Origin of the sequence: Pseudomonas sp. PDM13 (assembly GCF_025685765.1) — a bacterium.
In the GTDB taxonomy this organism is placed as follows: Bacteria; Pseudomonadota; Gammaproteobacteria; order Pseudomonadales; family Pseudomonadaceae; genus Metapseudomonas; species Metapseudomonas solani.
The window spans coordinates 91,811-108,775 of record NZ_JAOTQU010000009.1 but is presented as its reverse complement, the minus strand read 5'-3'; the positions used below and the strand labels follow the sequence as shown (position 1 = coordinate 108,775).

Genomic DNA, 16,965 nt, shown 5'->3' with positions numbered 1-16,965 from the left:
CAAGCCCTAACTAGACAGGATTTCCCATGTCCTTTGCCTCCCTCGGTCTCTCCGAGGCTTTAGTCGGCGCTGTGGAAGCAGCCGGCTATAACCAGCCCACTCCGGTGCAACAGCGGGCCATTCCCGCCGTGTTGCAAGGTCGCGATCTGATGGTTGCGGCACAGACTGGCACAGGCAAGACCGGCGGCTTCGCCCTCCCGGTTCTCGAGCGCCTCTTCCCCAATGGTCACCCGGACAAGTCGCATCGCCATGGCCCACGCCAGGCCCGCGTACTGGTCCTGACCCCGACCCGCGAGCTCGCCGCCCAGGTCCACGACAGCTTCAAGGTCTATGCCCGTGACCTGCCGCTGGCCAGCGCCTGCATCTTCGGCGGTGTCGGCATGAACCCGCAGGTCCAGGCCATGGCCAAGGGCGTCGACGTCCTGGTCGCCTGCCCCGGTCGCCTGCTGGACCTGATAGGCCAGGGCAGCATCGACCTCTCCCACGTGGAGATCCTGGTACTCGACGAAGCCGACCGCATGCTCGACATGGGCTTCATCCACGATGTGAAGAAGGTCCTCGCCCGCCTCCCGGCGAAACGCCAGAACCTGCTGTTCTCGGCGACCTTCTCCAAAGACATCACCGACCTCGCCGGCAAGCTGCTGCACAACCCCGAACGCATCGAAGTGACGCCGCCGAACACCACGGTCGAGCGCATCGAGCAGCGGGTGTTCCGCCTCCCGGCCAACCACAAGCGCGCACTGCTGGCCCACCTGGTCACCGTTGGCGCCTGGGAACAGGTCCTGGTGTTCACCCGCACCAAGCACGGCGCCAACCGCCTTGCCGAATATCTCGACAAGCATGGCCTGCCGGCCGCCGCGATCCACGGCAACAAGAGCCAGAACGCGCGCACCAAGGCCCTGGCCGACTTCAAGGCCAACAGCGTGCGCATCCTGGTCGCCACCGACATCGCCGCCCGCGGCCTGGACATCGACCAGCTGCCCCACGTGGTCAACTACGAGCTGCCCAACGTCGAGGAAGACTACGTGCACCGCATCGGCCGTACCGGTCGTGCCGGCCGTAGCGGCGAAGCCATCTCCCTGGTCGCCCCGGACGAAGAGAAGCTGCTCAAGGCCATCGAGCGCCTGACCAAGCAGCGCATTCCCGATGGCGACATGCAGGGCTTCGACGCCTCCGCCGTCGAGGCCGAGCGCCCCGAAGTGCGCCCGCCGCAGCCGGCCCGTCAGCCCCGCGCCGACCGTCCGAAGCGCGAAGCGGCCACCCCGGCCGCCACCGATGGCGCAGGCAAGCCACGCAAGAGCCGCAACCGTCGCGGCAAGGGCAAAGGCAAGGATGGCGAGAACGCCCAGTCCACCGCCTCCGCCAACAACAACCAGCAGCAGGCTCGCCCGCAGCGTCCGCCGCAGCCCGCGCGTGATCGCGACCCGGAAGAGTTCCTCGACGACGACGTGGACAACTTCGGCAACCGCGCCGATTACGTCAGCCCCTACCCGGACAAGACCCAGAGCCGCAACCGCCGTGGCGGTCAGGGCCAGGGCCAAGGCCAGAACCAGGGCAGAAGCCAAGGTCAGGGCCAAGGCGCCGGTGCACGTGGCCAGGGTCAAGGCCAGGGCCAGGGCAAGAGCCGCAGCGGTGGCGGCGGTGCCGGCCAGGGTGCTGGCAACGGTCAGCGCCGTAGCGGTGGTGGCCAGGGTCGCAGCAACGGCGGCCAGGGCCGTCGTGACGAGCCCCGCACCTCCCGCGGCCGCGAGGAGCCTGCCGTGCAGGAGCCGCGCAAGCCGCAGCCGAAGATCATCCACAAGGAATCCAAGGGTGATCGCTTCCCCACCGCGGAGCAGCTGGACCAACTGTCCAATAGCAACCGCCCCCGTGGCGAGAAGCCGGCGCTGCTGACCCGCAACCGCTGAGCTGCAACGCCATGAAAAACGCCGGCCCCAGGGCCGGCGTTTTCGTTTCTGCACCATGCACGCCCCAAACAGGACGTAGCCCGGGCTTCAGCCCGGGATGTGCGCTACGGCACTGCGTTGTGCCGGAAATGAAAAACGCCGGCATCAGCCGGCGTTCTTCGTCATCCGCGCAATCTTACTTGCGCACACCCTCGAAGGAGATGATCAGCTCGACTTCCTGGGAAGCCGGGCCGAGGTCCTTCTGGATGTCGAAGTCCTTCAGCTTCAGGGTGGTGGTGCCTTCGAAGCCGGCACGGTAGCCGCCCCACGGGTCGTCGCCTTCACCGATGAACTTGGCCTTGACCACGACCGGCTTGGTCACGCCGTTCAGGGTCAGGTTGCCGGTTACGTCGGCGGTGCCGGTACCGGTGGATTTGACGCCGGTGGACTCGAAGGTAGCGGTGGGGTTCTTGCTCACGTTGAGGAAGTCGCCGCTCTTGATGTGCTTGTCGCGCTCAGCGTGGTTGGTGTCGACGCTGGCGGTCTGCAGGGTGACCTTGATCTTGCTCGCTTCCGGCGCCTTGGCGTCGAAGCTGAAGGAGCCGTCGAAGTCCTTGAAGGTGCCGTACAGCCAGCTGTAGCCCAGGTGGCTGATCTTGAAGTTGACGAAAGCGTGCTGGCCTTCTTTGTCGATGGCGTAGTCGGCGGCCATGGCCTGGCCGGCGAACAGGGCGGCACCGAGGGTCAGCGCGGCGAGGGATTTCTTCAGCATCGGTATTTCTCCTTGTGAGGGTGCAGCTTATTTGGCGGCGCGCCCGAACATGCGGGTCAAGGTGGCGTCGCGATCGATGAAGTGGTGCTTGAGTGCGGCGAGCGCATGGACGCCCGCGAAGATCACCAGGCCCCAGGCGAGGTACTCGTGAATGGCGCCGGCGACATCTTCCTGGTCGGGGATGCTGGTCAGCGTGGCCGGCACCTCGAACAGCCCGAACACGGCGATGCCGCGGTCGTCAGCAGTGGAAATCAGGTAACCGGAAACCATGATGGCGAACAGGCCCAGGTAGAGCGCCAGGTGGCCCAGCTTGGAACCCAGGCGGGTCAGCTGGCCGTGGTTGGGCAGGGCCGGCGGCGGCGGGCTGACGAAGCGCCAGAGCACGCGGGCGAGCATCACCATGAACAGCAGGATGCCGATGCTCTTGTGGATGTCCGGCGCGGTCTTGTACCAGCCGCTGTAGTAGTCGAGACCGACCATCCACAGGCCGAGGCCGAACAGGCTGAAAACCACCAGTGCGACGCCCCAGTGCAGAACGATGCTGACGAGACCGAAGCGGGTGGGTGTATTGCGCCACTGCATCAGAAGACTTCCTTGGAAAACGGATTGATCAAGCCTAGCGGCAAAAATATCGAAGAAAAGTAGAAAATGTCGCTTTGAAATATCGGGCAATACGATAGGTAGGACGAATGGGCCCGAGCGGGAATTAGGCGTGGGAAGAGGCTTTAAGTTCTGTCCGAGGTGCACGAACGGCACCCCGGAGGCGACTGGAGGTCACGGGCGTTGCGCCCGTAGCGCCATCAGTTGAACAGGCGGGAGAAGAAGCCCTTCTTTTCTTCCTTGGCATCGGCCTTGGCCGGAGCCGGGGCGGCGGCGGCAACCTGCTCGACCGGTTCCAGGCTCTTGCCGGCGAACAGGTCACGGGCCTGGTTGGCGGCGCGCTGGCCACTACGCAGGGCGCCTTCCAGGGTGCCCGGGTAGAGCGCGTCGGTGTGCTCGCCGGCGAAGATCACCCGGCCCAGCGGCTTCTCCCACATGCGCCAGTAGAGGCTGATCTCGCCCGGGCCATAGGCCAGGTAGGCGCCGCCCACCAGGGAGTCCTTGCCGTAGCGGCGCAGCTCGTAGCCGGTGAACTGTTCGCGGGCGCCGGGGAACAGCTTGTCGAAGCGGATCAGCACCTGATCGACCATCTGCCGGTCACCGAAGGCCTGCAGCAGGCGCGCGTTGTCACCGGAGATATTCACCAGCAGGTTGGCACCGCCCTTGAGCGCGGGCTCGACCCACATCATGCCCAGGCCCTGGTCGCTGTAGACCTCGCCGGAGAGGCGCGACTTGCCCCACACCGGCTTCTTGAACTTGAGCAGCATCTGGTCGCGCCAACCGTAGTTGATGTCCTTCAGCGAGCGCAGCTGCAGGGCAGACAGCGACGGGGTCAGGCTGATCTTGTCCAGCGCCGGCAGCGGCACGGCGAGCACCACGTAGTCGGCGCTGTAGCCGGCGCCGCCCACTTTCACGGTGACGCTGTCCTTGTCCTGGACGATGGCGGAGACCCGTGCGTTGGTCTTGATGGTCTTGATCTTCTTGGCGAAGGCCTGGGCCAGCGCCGCGCTGCCACCCGGCAGGCGGGCGGCACGCAGGTCGCCTTCCGGCAGGCCGCGATAGACCCGGCCCTGCTGGGCGAGGTAGAGCAGCGACAGGCGCGATGGCTCGTCGTAGCGCGAACGGATGCGCTGGTCCACCAGGGCACGGGAAGTGGGCGGCAGCGACAGCTTGTCGAGCCAGCGCGCCACGCTGATGGAATCCAGGGTCTGCAGGGTGTGGTTGACCAGCGGCTGCAGCGGGTCCTCGATGGAGGCGGCGAGATCATCCAGGCTCTTGTCGAAGCGCTTCAGCCCCTCGACGGTGCTGGGCGCTTCCTTGAGCAGGTCGGCCTCGTTGAAGTAGCGCCCGGCAATCAGGTAGCCCGGGGTGCGCACGTACTCGGGCGCGGCCACGGTGGCGAGCTTGAAGCCCTTGAGGTAGGCATTCAGGGTCGGCTGCAGCTTGTCGGAACCGATCCACTCGGTGCTGGCCAGGCCGGAGCGCCCGCCGATGCTCGGCTTGGCTTCCAGCAGGGTGACCTGCCAGCCCTGCTGTTGCAGTTCATAAGCCGCCGTGAGGCCGGCCATGCCGCCGCCAACCACGATGGCGGCCGGTTGCTTTTCCTTGCCCTGCGCAACCGCACTGAGCACTCCCAACACAACAAACGCACAGGTGCGCAGCCAGGCAGCAGACATTGGATTCCCCCGAGGAACGGTCGTATTTCTTGAATGGCGCGCAGGATACGCCAGGCACCCGATAGCCACCAGAGATGCCCGTCGGCACCGGCCATTGTGCCGGCGCGGCGCGCTTGTCCATCTCACCCCTATTGCATAGTCTTCCCCGACCCTTTCCGGAGACCACCCCATGGGCCTGAACGCCGACTGGATGAAGCGCGATCTCGACGTGCTCTGGCATCCCTGCACCCAGATGAAAGACCACGAACGCCTGCCGGTGGTGCCCATCCGCCGTGGCGAAGGCGTCTGGCTGGAAGATTTCGAAGGCAAGCGCTACCTGGATGCCGTCAGCTCCTGGTGGGTCAACGTCTTCGGCCACGCCAACCCGCGCATCAACCAGCGCATCAAGGACCAGGTCGACCAGCTCGAGCACGTGATCCTCGCGGGCTTCAGCCACCAGCCGGTGATCGAACTCTCCGAGCGCCTGGTGAAGCTCACGCCCGCGGGGCTGGACCGCGTGTTCTACGCCGACAACGGCTCCTCGGGCATCGAGGTGGCGCTGAAGATGAGCTACCACTTCTGGCGCAACCAGGGCCGCGAGGGCAAGACGCGCTTCGTCACCCTGACCAACAGCTACCACGGCGAGACCATCGCGGCGATGTCGGTGGGCGACGTGGCGCTGTTCACCGAAACCTACAAATCCCTGCTTATGGACACCCTCAAGGTGCCCAGCCCCGACTGCTACCTGCGCCCCGAAGGCATGTGCTGGGAAGAACACTCGCGCAACATGTTCGCCCACATGGAGCGCACCCTTGCCGAGCACCACAAGGAAGTCGCCGCCGTCATCGTCGAGCCGCTGATCCAGGGTGCCGGCGGCATGCGCATGTACCACCCGGTGTACCTCAAGCTGCTGCGCGAGGCCTGCGACCGCTACGGCGTGCACCTGATCCACGACGAGATCGCCGTCGGCTTCGGCCGCACCGGCACGATGTTCGCCTGCGAACAGGCCGGCATCGCACCGGACTTCCTCTGCCTGTCCAAGGCCCTCACCGGCGGTTACCTGCCGATGGCTGCGGTACTCACCAGCGAGGCCGTCTACCAGGGCTTCTACGACGACTACCAGACCCTGCGCGCCTTCCTCCACTCCCACACCTACACCGGCAACCCGCTGGCCTGCGCTGCCGCCCTGGCGACCCTGGACATCTTCGAGCAGGACAAGGTGATCGAGGCCAACCGCGCACTGTCGATGCGCATGGCGCAATCCACCGCCCACCTGGTGGACCACCCCCATGTCGCCGAGGTGCGCCAGACCGGCATGGTGCTGGCCATCGAGATGGTCCAGGACAAGGCCAGCCGTGCGCCCTACCCCTGGCAGGAGCGCCGTGGCCTCAAGGTCTTCCAGCACGCCCTGGAACGCGGCGCGCTGCTGCGCCCCCTGGGCAACGTGGTGTACTTCCTGCCGCCCTACGTGATCACCCCGGAGCAGATCGACTTTCTCACCGAAGTGGCCAGCGAAGGCATCGACATCGCCACCCGCGACGCGGTGAGCGTCAGCGTCGCCAGCGACCTGCATCCCAATCACAGGGATCCGGGCTAAGGAGCAGCTACAAGCTGCAAGCTATAAGCCGCAAGTCGAAGCGGTTAAGCTTGCAGCTTTCCACTTGCAGCTTGCCGCTTACTTCTATGCGCCTTTCCCGCTTCTTCATCGACGCCCCTCTTTCCATCGGCCAGCACGAGCTGCCGGAAACCCAGGCCCATTACATCGGTCGCGTGCTGCGCCTGGCCGTGGGCGATGCCGTGCAGCTGTTCGACGGCTCCGGCCAGGAGTACCTCGGCGAGCTGGTGGACGTGGGCAAGAAGAATGTGCGCGTCGAGCTGCGCGAGGCCTTCGCCGGCCAGGCCGAGTCCCCGTTGCAGATGCACCTGGGCCAGGGGCTGTCGCGGGGCGAGCGCATGGACTGGGCGATCCAGAAAGCCACCGAACTGGGCGCCGCCGAGATCACCCCCATCGTCAGCGAGCGCTGCGAAGTGCGGCTTAAAGACGAGCGCGCCGACAAGCGCCTGGCCCACTGGCGCCAGGTGGCGATCAGCGCCTGCGAACAATGCGGCCGCTCGGTGCTGCCGGTGATCCACGCCCCCGTCAGCCTCGCCGACTGGCTGAAGGAAACCCAGGCCGACCTCAAGCTGGTGCTGCACCCGGTGGCCGAACCCCTGGCCAGCCACGCCAAGCCCGGCACCCTGGCCTTCCTCATCGGCCCCGAAGGCGGCCTAAGCGACGCCGAAGTCGCCCAGGCGCAAACCGCCGGCTTCCATTCGGCACGTCTCGGTCCTCGGGTATTGCGCACGGAAACCGCGCCGGTGGTGGCGCTCAGCGTGGCGCAGCAGTTATGGGGGGACTTCTAGAAGCAGCGGCAAGTTTCAAGCTGCAAGCTGCAAGCTGCAAGCCTCAAGCTGCAAGCTGCAAGCTGCAAGCTGCAAGCCTCAAGCCTCAAGCCTCAAGCCATGGAGCGTGCCCCATCTTGCAGCTTGTAACTTGCCGCTTGCAGCTGCTTCTAACTAAATAATCCCCGCATCCTCGAGCATCTGCTCGAGTGCGATGAGGTCGGGGATGCGCGCGATGTCGTTGCCCAGTTGCACGGCGTCCAGCTCCAGGGGCGCCAGGGGGACGGCGGCGCGGGGGAGGTCTGAGTCGACCTTGAGCGAGCGCGGGATGCCCTGCACCAGCAAGGCGATGAATTTGACGTGGCCACGGCCGCCCAGGGCGTTGAGCACCACCACGCGGGCGCCAGCGCCGACCTGGGGCTGGCCGTCGGAGGCGGCTTCGAAGGACAGCAGCGGCAGGCGCAGGTCACGCCAGGCCACCTGGCCGAGGAACCAGGCCGGCATGCCCGCCGATACCTGCGGCGCGCGATAGGGGATCAGCTCGGCCACCGCCACGTTGGGCACCAGCAGGGTGCGGTCGGACAGCGGCACCAGCAGGCCGGTGAGGCTGTTGGCGCTGTTCTGGTTGGCGACGGCTTGGCTCATGGTTCTTCCTTCAACGATTCTTCATTCCCGGCGTTGTCGCCCTGGGCACTCGGGCCTCAGGCGCACTGCTCCGCCAGGTGGTTCACCAGCGCCTGGGCCAGCTCGCGGGGATCGGCGCTGAAGGTGCTGTAGCCACCCTCGCGCAGGCTGTCGGGCATGCTGGCGCAGGCGCAGCTGTCGCCACGCTGGGTCCAGATCGGCGCGCCCTGGCGGCGTACATAGGCGGCGGCTGCACTGCCGTCGCTGCCCATGCCGCTGAAGGCGATGACCCCGCACTGGGCACCGTAGTGCTGGGCGAGGTTGAGCATCACCTGATCGATGGACGGGCTGTAGGGCTCCGGCCACGGGCGTTCGCCCACCAGCATGGCGCCGTCTTCGGCGAAGCTGAGTTCATGGCTGATGGGCACCACCACCACCTCACCGGCACGCACCGCATCACCGGGGCGGGCCAGGTTGACCGGCCACTGGCTATGACGGCCGACGGCCTGGGGCAGCGCCGTTTCGAAGGTCGGGTCGATGTGCTGGGCATAGATGAAGCCGACGGGCAGGCCGCCGGGCAAGGCATCAAGGAAGGCCTTCACCGCAGCCGGACCGCCGAGGGATGCCGCCAGCAGCCATACCTGGCGTGCCGGCTCACCGGCTACCAGCGGCGTGTCGGCCAGGGCGCGGGGCAGGTCCAGGCGTGCCGGGCGCTGCGCATCGCTGAGCAGGGCTTCGAGGCTGGGGCCGACGGCCACGGCCGGGTCGCCCACCAGGCGCTTGAGCTTGCCGAACAGGCGGCGCTCCCAGCGCGGGTAATTCTCCGAATGCCGCTCGGGGGCATGGCCCTCGCCGAACAGCACCGGTGCGCTGGCGCGTTCCATCAGGTTGTCGACCAGGGGCGAGTCGTCCGACTGCGCCAGGTCCACCAACCACAGGTCCACTTCGCAGGCGCTCAGGGTTTCTTCATCCAGCCGTGCCGGATCGCTGTTGAGCACCACCTGGTAACCGTTGCCCGCCAGCGCCTGCTGCAGCACATGGCGCTGCAGCGAGGTGTCGGCGATGACGGCGATACGCGCAGAGGTTTTCTCAGTCATTTCCCTTGACCAGTCGCTGGATGGTTTCAAGCAGCAGGGACTCCTGGTACGGCTTGCCCAGGTAGTCGTTGACGCCGATGGTCATGGCCCGCTCACGGTGTTTCTCACCGGTACGCGAGGTGATCATGATGATCGGCAGGTCTTTCAGTCGCTCATCGTGGCGCACCAGGGTGGCCACTTCGAAACCGTCCATGCGCGGCATTTCGATGTCCAGCAGCATGATGTCCGGGCGGTGTTCCTGCAGTTGCGAGATCGCGTCCACCCCATCCTTGGCGGTGAGCACGTTCATGCCGTTGCGTTCCAGCAGGCGGCTGGTGACCTTGCGCACGGTGACCGAGTCGTCCACCACCATCACCAGCGGCGGACGGTCGTGGTCGAGTTCCGCCGGCAGCGCGGCCTGGGTCGCGGAGCGCGGCAGCATCTGCACCAGGTGTGCGTGCATGGCGCGGATGGTCGCCAGCAGGTCGAGAATCACCACCACGCGGCCGTCACCGAGGATGGTGGCACCGGAGATGCCATGCACCCCGGAGAACTGCGGGCCGAGGCTCTTCACCACGATCTCGCGGGAGCCCGCCAGGGAGTCCACCTGGACCGCTACGGCGTGCTCGGTGGAGCGCACCAGGATCACCGGCAGCGGCAGGCTCTGGCCCACCAGCTTGGGTTGCTGGCCGTTGTTCAGCAGGTCGCCCAGGTACTTCAGTTCGTAGGCCTGGCCGGCGTACTCGAAGCGCGGGGCATCCGGCTGGTAGTAGGCCTCCAGCTCGTACGGGGAGACCCGCACGATGCCTTCGATGGTGTTCAGCGGGATGGCGTAGAGGTCTTCGCCGGAGAGCACCATCAGCGCACGGTTCACCGATACGGTGAAGGGCAGGCGGATGAGGAAGCGGGTGCCCTCGCCCGGCGTCGAGTCGATGCTCATGGAGCCGCCGAGCTGTTTCACCTCGGAGTGCACCACGTCCATGCCCACGCCACGGCCGGAGATCTGCGTGACCTTCTCGGCGGTGGAGAAGCCGGCTTCGAGGATGAACTGCAGCACCTCGTAGTCGGAGAGGTCGGACTCGCTGTCCATCATCCCGCGCTCGATGGCCTTGCGGCGCACGGCGTCGAGACGGATGCCACCGCCGTCGTCGGCCAGGGCGAGGACGATATCGCCACCCTCGCGGCCCAGGGTCAGGCGGATGGTGCCGGTTTCCGACTTGCCGGCGGCGCGGCGCGCGTCGACGGATTCGATGCCATGGTCCACGGCGTTGCGCAGCATGTGCTCCAGCGGCGCGACGATGCGTTCGAGAACGGTACGGTCCATCTCGCCTTCGGCGTTGCCGACGACGAATTCAACCTGCTTGCCCAGCTCGCTCGCCACCTGGCGGACGATCCGGCGCAGGCGCGGCACCAGGCGGTCGAAGGGCACCATGCGCGTACGCATCAGGCCTTCCTGCAGCTCGGTGTTGACCCGTGCCTGTTGCAGCAGCAGGGTTTCGGCGTCGCGGTTACGCGCCGCCAGGGTTTCCTTGAGGTCCAGCAAGTCGGACGCGGACTCGAACAGCGCACGGGACAGCTGCTGCAGTTGCGAGTGGCGGTCCATTTCCAGCGGGTCGAAGTCCTCGTAGCCGGCACGCTCGGCCTCGGCCTGGTAGCGGCTGAGGATCTGCGCCTGGGTTTCGGTGTCGAGGCGGCGCAGCTGGTCGCGGACCCGTTCGATGGTGGCTTCCATCTCGCTCAGGGTGAAGCTGAAGTCGCTCACCTGCTGCTCGACACGGCCACGGAAGATCGAGGTTTCACCCGCCAGGTTGACCAGGCCTTCCAGCAGGTCCGCCGGTACCTTGACCAGCTCCTGGGGCGCACGGCGGGAGGCGGCGTCCAGCGCTGCTTCCTGGGCCTTGCGGACGAAGGGCAGGACCTTGTTCTCGGCCATCACCTGCGGCACGGCGCTGGCAGCGACCATGGGCGCGGCCAGGGTGGGCACGGGGGCAGGGGCTGCCGGGGCCGGTTCGTGGGCTTCCGGTTCCTGGGTTTCTTCGGCGAGCACCGCGTTCAGGCGCTCGCGCAGCTGGTCGAGCTCGGCCTGCAGGCCCTCGAAACCGGATTGCACATCGAGGAACAGGCTGTCCGGCCAGGGCGCGCCTTGTTGCTGCGCTTCGGTCAGGTGCTGTTCGAGGTCGTGGCTGAGGTCGCCCAGGCGTTTCTGCCCGGCCAGGCGCGCACCACCCTTGAGGGTGTGCAGCAGGCGCAGCAGTTCGTCGATCTGGGCACCGTCCTCGCGCTGCTCTTCCCAGCGACCGATGGTGCGCTCCATGGCTTCGAGCAGGTCGTCGGCCTCTTCGAGGAAGATGTCGAGGATATCGTCGCTCTCGCTGGCATCGTCCTCGATCACGTCGACGGCGGGCTGCAGGTGCACGCTGGAGGGCATGCTCAGCTGCTCGTCCGGGTTGGCCCGGAAGCGCTTGATGGCGTCGATCAGGGCGTCGCCGCTGGGCACGCCACGCTTGTCGCGCACCGCTTCGAGCATCTCGGCGAGGCGGTCATGGCAGGCCTGGAGCAGGGCGAACAGGCCCGGGCTGGCGCGCAGGCGCCCGCCGCAGAGGCCTTCATAAAGGAATTCGAGTTCGTGGGCGAGGTCACCGATCTCACGGATCTCGGCCATGCGCGCACCACCCTTGAGGGTGTGCAGGTCACGTTGCAGGGCTTCGACTTCGAGGATGTTGTTGACGTCGTCCATCCAGCGCTGCAGCGAGGCGCCGGCGCTGTCGATGATGTCGAAACCTTCCTCGAGGAAGATTTCCACCAGTTCCGGATCACGGTCATCGAAGGCACTGGTCACGGGCTCGGCGGCGCGGGGCGCGTCGATCACCGGTGCCGGTACGAACACGGGCTCGGGCTCGGGCTCGGGCTCGGGCTCGGGCTCGATGGCAGCAGGCGCTTCGAAGTCGGTCAGGTCCAGTGCTTCCGGCTCGGCGTGCAGCTCGATCACGGGCTCAGCTTCAAGCTCGGCTTCGGCTTCGGCTTCGGCTTCGGCTTCGGCTTCGGCTTCGGCTACAACCGGCGCGCTTTCCTGGGCCTCGTCAACCAGCCACTGGTCGAGCTCGGGCTCGTCGTCGCTCACCGGTTCGGCGTGCAGCACGTGCAATTCGGGGTCGACGTCCGCAGGGGCATCGGGCAGCAGTTCGGACACGGTTTCCGCCGGCAGCTCCTCCACCACCGCGTCGATGGTTTCGATGGCCACCAGGGTGTCCAGCGGGTCGGCTTCGTCGATCAGCGCCAGGGGCGGCTGCTCTTCGTCGATGACGATGCCCTCGCCGAGTTCGGCGCTTGGGGCGTCGTCGGCCAGCTCGATCGCTTCGACCTCGGCGAGGTCTTCGATGTCGTCGAGCGGCAGCGCGACCGCGGCGGCGGAAAGGCTCAGCCCACCGTTCTGGCGAAAGGTGCGGATGGCCTGGATCAGTTGCTGCGGGTCGTTCAGCGGCAGGCGGGCCTGCAGCTGGTCGAGCAGCACGGCGAGGCTGTCGTGGCTCTGCTGCAGCAGGCCGCCGAGGGCCGGCGAGTAGCTGAAGCGGCGATCCACCAGGCCTTCGTACAGGGATTCGAGTTCATGGGCGAGATCACCGATGGGGGCGATCTCGGCCATGCGCGCACCACCCTTGAGGGTGTGCAGGTCACGCTGCAGCGACAGCAGCGAGCCATGGTTGTCAGGCTCACCCAACCAACGGTCGAGGGATTGCCCGGCGCTTTCCAGGATATCCACCGCCTCTTCGAGGAAGATGGCGACCATTTCCTCGTCGAGGGATTCATAGACGCTGGGCGTGTGGGCCGCAGGGGCCTCGACCACCGGCTCCGGCTCGACGGTCGGCGAGGACAGGTCCTCCTCCAGGCCGGCAGCGGTCAGCTCGGGCAGGGTCACCTCGTCGAACTGCGCAGGCTCTTCCATCAGCTCCGCCAGGGGCGGCAGCTCGGCGTCGGTGGCGTTCCAGTCGATCAGGCCTTCCAGGTCCGTCTCATCGAGTTCCTCGATGGTCAGCCCGGTGGTCAGCTTGGGATCGAGCAGCGCCAGGGCAGCGGGGTCGACCGCTTCCTGCAGCAGCTCGCGCAGGGCCTGCACGCGCTCGGGCTGGGGCGTGACCTGAAGGGCCGCAGCCACCTGGTCCATCATGCCGATCAGCGCTTCGTGGGCACGCTCGGCTTCGGCGAAGAAGCGCTCGCTGACGGCGAGGCTGCCTTCTTCCACGGAACCGTAAGTGTCGAGCAGGGCTTCGCAGAGCTCTTCGATCTGCGGCAGCTCGGCCATCTCGGCACCACGGCCGAGGGTGTTCAGTTCTTCCAGCAGGGCACCCAGTTCCTGGCGCTCGGACGGGTGCTCGCGCCAGCGGCGCAGCAGGTCTTCGGCATCCAGCAGGATGTCCATGCCTTCAGCGAGGAAGATGGAGATCAGCTGCGGGTCGCGTACCGCCTCGCCCCGCTCACCCAGGCGCGCGGCTTCGGCAGCGCCGAGGCGATCCTGATGCAACTGCTGCACACGCTCGAGGAACTCGGCGGTGCCGGGGATACCTGCCAGCGGCGTGGTTTCCAGTTGCTCCAGCCCGGCGCGGAACAGGTGTTCGGCGTCGCGCAGCAGCTCGGCCTCGGCCAGGTCCATCTGCACCAGGTTGGTCTTGTATTCCTTGGCCAGCTTTTCCAGGGGCGTGGCGATCTCGGCGATCGGCAGGATGCCCGCCATGTGCGCACTGCCCTTGAGGGTGTGCAGGGCGCGCTGGAGGCTGTCGGTGACCGGCTGCGGCAGGGACTGCGCGCAGTCGGCGAGGAAGCCCACCAGGCTGTCGAGGTGCGTCTCGGCCTCGTTGCGGAAGATCTCCAGCAACTGCGGGTCGAGCGGCTCTTCGTCGCTTTCGGCAACGCTCGGGGCTTCCGCCACGGACGGTGCTTCCGGCTCGCCCTCGGGCTCGACTGCCTGTGCTGAGTCCGGGGCTTCAGATTTTGGGAGTCGCTGCCCCTTCGCCAGGGCGTGCGCCTCGGCGGCCAGGTGGTCGACATCGTCGCGCTGGCGCTGGGCCTTGGCGGCGAATTCGTCGACCAGCTGCGGGAGCAGGGCGACCACGTCCTGGATTACGCCACGGACGTCTTCGTCGGGCTGGATGCTGCGATCCAGCACGCGGTTGAGCAGGTTCTCGATGGACCAGGAGAGTTCGCCGATGACCAGCGCGCGCACCATGCGACCACTGCCCTTGAGGGTGTGGAAGGCGCGACGGATTTCGGTCAGGGCTTCCTTGTTGTCGGTGTCGGCCAGCCACTGGGGCAAGAAGTCACCGATGGTTTCCAGGACTTCGCCGGCCTCTTCGATGAAGACTTCCAGCAACTCGTCATCCACCGGCTCTTCGTCGGCGGGCGGCGGCAGCAGGCTGGGCGGCACGTCGCCGGCAGGCGGGTTGATGGCCTGGGTGGGCGCGGCCATGACATCGGCCATGGACAGCGGCTTGTGTTCTTCGACAGCGGGCGCCTGTGGCTCGACGGGGGCAGCGGGCAGCTCGACCTCGGGGAGGTCGAGGCCGGTGAGCTCCATGTCGTCCCAGCTCATCGTGGACTCGGGCAGCGGTTCCAGGCTGAGGACTTCGCCTTCGAGCGGTTCGAGGCTTTCCAGCGGCGTGGCGTCCGCCAGCGGCTCCAGGTCGTCCAGATCGAAGCTCTGCAGGGGCTCCAGGCTCTCCAGGGGCTCCTGGGCGGCGTGCAGGTCCAGCGGCACGTCGAGGCTGAAGTCGATGACTTCGGGCGCTTCGGTCGGCAGCTCGCCGAGGTTCCAGTTGTCGTCGGAGACCAGCAGCTCGGCGCTGTCGACAGCGGGCGCTTCGAGGCTCAGCTCGTCCAGGGCCGGCAGGGCGTCCAGTTCGCCCAGGGCGGCGGGCTCGGTCAGCGCTTCCAGTTCGGGCAGCGGGTCGAGGTCCGGCAGTTCGTCGAAGCTGGCGACGGGTTCGGCAACCCGCTCGGGCTCGGCGTCGATGGCCGGTTCCAGCTCGGCAAGGGGTTCAAGCTCGGGCAGCGGCTCGAGTTCCGGCAGGGCGTCGAGGGCGGCCGGAGGTGTTTCCTCGGTGCTCTCGGCGGCGACCGGCTCGGCGAATTCGGCGGCGACCAGTACGTCGTCACCAGCGGCCAGGGGCTCCAGGTCCAGCGGCTCGACCAGTTCCGATTCCTCGGCGGCCAGCACTTCGATTTCCTGCAGCGGGTCGGCCAGGGGCAGCGGTTCTTCTTCCGGCTCGATGCGGTCGAGGATCGAGGGCTTTTCCTTCAGCGGGTAGCCCAGCGCTTCCAGGCTTTCCTCGGCCACGTCGAGAATCAGGTCGCCCTGGGTCGCGTGGTCTTCGGAGAGACGTTCGAGGTAGTACTCGACGCTGGTGATGGCGTCGGCGAGGGTGTCCAGGCTCTGCCAGTTGGGCACGGCCTTGCGCGCCAGGAGCTGCTCCTGAATGTAACGGTTGCAGGCTTCCAGCAGGGTGGCGGCACGGCTCAGCGGGATCATCGCCAGGCCACCACGGACCTGGGTCAGCAGCTCGGGGACGCGAGCCAGGTGCTCGTGGTTCCACTGCGAGGCGATGAACTCGATGATCGCGTCCTTGGCCTGTTCCAGGCCATTGCGCGCTTCCTTGATCACCAACTGGTGGATCTGCGCCACGTCGGTGGTGGGCAGGTGGCTTTCTTCGGCGCGGCGGTCATCGGCCGGGCCGACCATGCCATTGAGCGTGGCTTCGACATAGAGCAGCGCACCGGCGACGTCCATCAGCACGGCGTCATTGGGTTCGCGCTGGCCGAGGGACAGGCTGTGGACCACGTCGATCTGGTCGAGGATGACCCGACGCGGCTGGCCGAAGCCCAGCACGGCGAGGGTGTCGGCGATCTGCTTGAGGGGGGCCAGCAGGGAATCCAGCTCGGCGACGCCACGGCGATCGCTGCGCACGAAGATGTCCAGGCTGTCCTTGACCCGTACCAGCTCCTCGCAGAGGGCGGTGACCACCGAGCGCATGGCGTCGCGGTCGGGGCCGGCGAGGCGGGCACGCTCCTCGTCCACCACTTCGGTGTCGGGCAGCGCTTCGTCGAGGCGGTACTGTTCCTTCAGGGCGCGGATACGCGGCGACTGGGCAGGGGCCTTGGCGATGTAGAACAGCAGGTTCTTGACCAGCTCCTCGGGAGCCGGCTGGTTGATGCCGTCGGCGCCCTGGTCGAGCAGGCGCTTGAGTTCCTTGTCGATCTGCCGCAGCAGGGTCCGCACGGAGGTGCCGTTGACCACGCTGCCATTGGCCAGGCCTTCGACCATGCCGGAGGCGATCGGCCAGAGCGTGCCGAGGGGCGCTTCCTTGCACAGGGATTCGAGGCGGGCGAAGACGCGCGCCATGTAGCCGAGGTTGGTGGCCAGGTCCTGGTTGCGGATGATCCCCACCAGGGCCAGCTGCAGCATCTGCCGCAGCTTGCGCAGCAGCACCGGCAGTTCGGCCGTGCGCATCTGCTCCAGGGCGTCCATGGACAGCGCGGGCAGGCGGCCGGAGAGGTCCGGGGAGAACAGGCTGGTTTCCGACAGCAGTTTCTCGCCCCGCGCGGCGCGCAGGTCGTTGAGCAGCGGCAGCACCACCATGGGCAGGTCGCGGCGCGCACTCTGGATGCGGTCGAGGTAGACCGGCAGCTGCAGGATGGCCTGCATCAGCACTTCCAGGGCTTCGCCCTGGTTGGTCACGCGACCTTCCATCAGCGCCTGGGCAAGCTGTTCCATTTCTTCGGCGAGCAAAGCCGCGCCGTAGAATTCGACCATCTGCAGGGTGCCGTGGACCTGGTGCACGTAGGTCAGGCAGAAACGCATGCGCGTCGGGTCCTGGGTGTTCTCGACGAACGCCTCCAGAGCCTGTCGCGCCTGCTTCAGGGTTTCCGCGATCTCGCCCTTGACCCACTCAAGGGCGACATAATCGTGCCGATCACTCATA

The 16,965-nt window shown here is 67.0% G+C and carries 8 protein-coding genes and 1 pseudogene; 3 read left to right on the top strand and 6 right to left on the bottom strand.

Annotated elements, in window-relative coordinates:
* Positions 1-26 precede the first annotated feature (26 nt).
* Entirely contained in the window at positions 27-1,907 is a 1,881-nt protein-coding gene (locus tag OEJ36_RS11985) for a DEAD/DEAH box helicase (RefSeq protein WP_263401664.1), read from the top strand.
* 175 nt (positions 1,908-2,082) lie between these two features.
* Here the strand turns inward: OEJ36_RS11985 and OEJ36_RS11980 are convergent, their stop codons facing one another.
* The 3 genes and pseudogenes from OEJ36_RS11980 to OEJ36_RS11970 form a co-directional block, all read right to left on the bottom strand.
* Positions 2,083-2,658 carry a YceI family protein gene (locus OEJ36_RS11980; RefSeq protein WP_263401663.1) on the bottom strand — a complete coding sequence of 192 codons (576 nt, stop codon included), beginning with the start codon at positions 2,656-2,658 and terminating at the stop codon, positions 2,083-2,085.
* Positions 2,659-2,685: 27 nt separating this feature from the next.
* Positions 2,686-3,240, bottom strand: a complete 555-nt coding sequence (locus OEJ36_RS11975) for a cytochrome b (RefSeq protein ID WP_263401662.1) — start codon at positions 3,238-3,240, stop codon at positions 2,686-2,688.
* 224 nt (positions 3,241-3,464) lie between these two features.
* Positions 3,465-4,934, bottom strand: a pseudogene (locus OEJ36_RS11970) (FAD-dependent oxidoreductase); the annotation flags it as partial.
* A gap of 169 nt (positions 4,935-5,103) precedes the next feature.
* Between OEJ36_RS11970 and OEJ36_RS11965 the strand changes: the two are divergent.
* Both OEJ36_RS11965 and OEJ36_RS11960 read left to right on the top strand, forming a co-directional pair.
* A complete protein-coding gene (locus tag OEJ36_RS11965) occupies positions 5,104-6,510 on the top strand; it encodes an adenosylmethionine--8-amino-7-oxononanoate transaminase (protein WP_263401661.1) in 1,407 nt (468 codons plus the stop codon).
* 86 nt (positions 6,511-6,596) lie between these two features.
* Positions 6,597-7,316 (top strand): 16S rRNA (uracil(1498)-N(3))-methyltransferase, encoded by a 720-nt coding sequence (locus OEJ36_RS11960; protein WP_263401660.1) that lies wholly within the window; start codon positions 6,597-6,599, stop codon positions 7,314-7,316.
* A gap of 153 nt (positions 7,317-7,469) precedes the next feature.
* Here the strand turns inward: OEJ36_RS11960 and OEJ36_RS11955 are convergent, their stop codons facing one another.
* Genes OEJ36_RS11955 through OEJ36_RS11945 form a run of 3 tightly spaced genes read right to left on the bottom strand, consistent with a single transcriptional unit; the run spans position 7,470 to position 16,964 of the window.
* Positions 7,470-7,940: a chemotaxis protein CheW gene (locus tag OEJ36_RS11955; protein ID WP_263401659.1), complete on the bottom strand. Its 471-nt coding sequence runs from the start codon at positions 7,938-7,940 to the stop codon at positions 7,470-7,472.
* Positions 7,941-7,996: 56 nt separating this feature from the next.
* Positions 7,997-9,016 (bottom strand): chemotaxis protein CheB, encoded by a 1,020-nt coding sequence (locus tag OEJ36_RS11950; RefSeq protein ID WP_021218378.1) that lies wholly within the window; start codon positions 9,014-9,016, stop codon positions 7,997-7,999.
* The gene (locus OEJ36_RS11945) at positions 9,009-16,964 is read right to left on the bottom strand and encodes an Hpt domain-containing protein (RefSeq protein ID WP_263401658.1); all 7,956 of its coding nucleotides are present in this window, start codon (positions 16,962-16,964) and stop codon (positions 9,009-9,011) included. Before OEJ36_RS11945 ends, OEJ36_RS11950 begins: the two co-directional genes overlap by 8 nt.
* Position 16,965 lies beyond the last annotated feature (1 nt).

Coding starts and splice junctions, on each gene's coding strand:
- OEJ36_RS11985 (WP_263401664.1), top strand. CDS start 27: ATGTCCTTTGCCTCCCTCGGTCTCTCCGAGGCTTTAGTCGGCGCTGTG.
- OEJ36_RS11980 (WP_263401663.1), bottom strand. CDS start 2,658: ATGCTGAAGAAATCCCTCGCCGCGCTGACCCTCGGTGCCGCCCTGTTC.
- OEJ36_RS11975 (WP_263401662.1), bottom strand. CDS start 3,240: ATGCAGTGGCGCAATACACCCACCCGCTTCGGTCTCGTCAGCATCGTT.
- OEJ36_RS11965 (WP_263401661.1), top strand. CDS start 5,104: ATGGGCCTGAACGCCGACTGGATGAAGCGCGATCTCGACGTGCTCTGG.
- OEJ36_RS11960 (WP_263401660.1), top strand. CDS start 6,597: ATGCGCCTTTCCCGCTTCTTCATCGACGCCCCTCTTTCCATCGGCCAG.
- OEJ36_RS11955 (WP_263401659.1), bottom strand. CDS start 7,940: ATGAGCCAAGCCGTCGCCAACCAGAACAGCGCCAACAGCCTCACCGGC.
- OEJ36_RS11950 (WP_021218378.1), bottom strand. CDS start 9,016: ATGACTGAGAAAACCTCTGCGCGTATCGCCGTCATCGCCGACACCTCG.
- OEJ36_RS11945 (WP_263401658.1), bottom strand. CDS start 16,964: ATGAGTGATCGGCACGATTATGTCGCCCTTGAGTGGGTCAAGGGCGAG.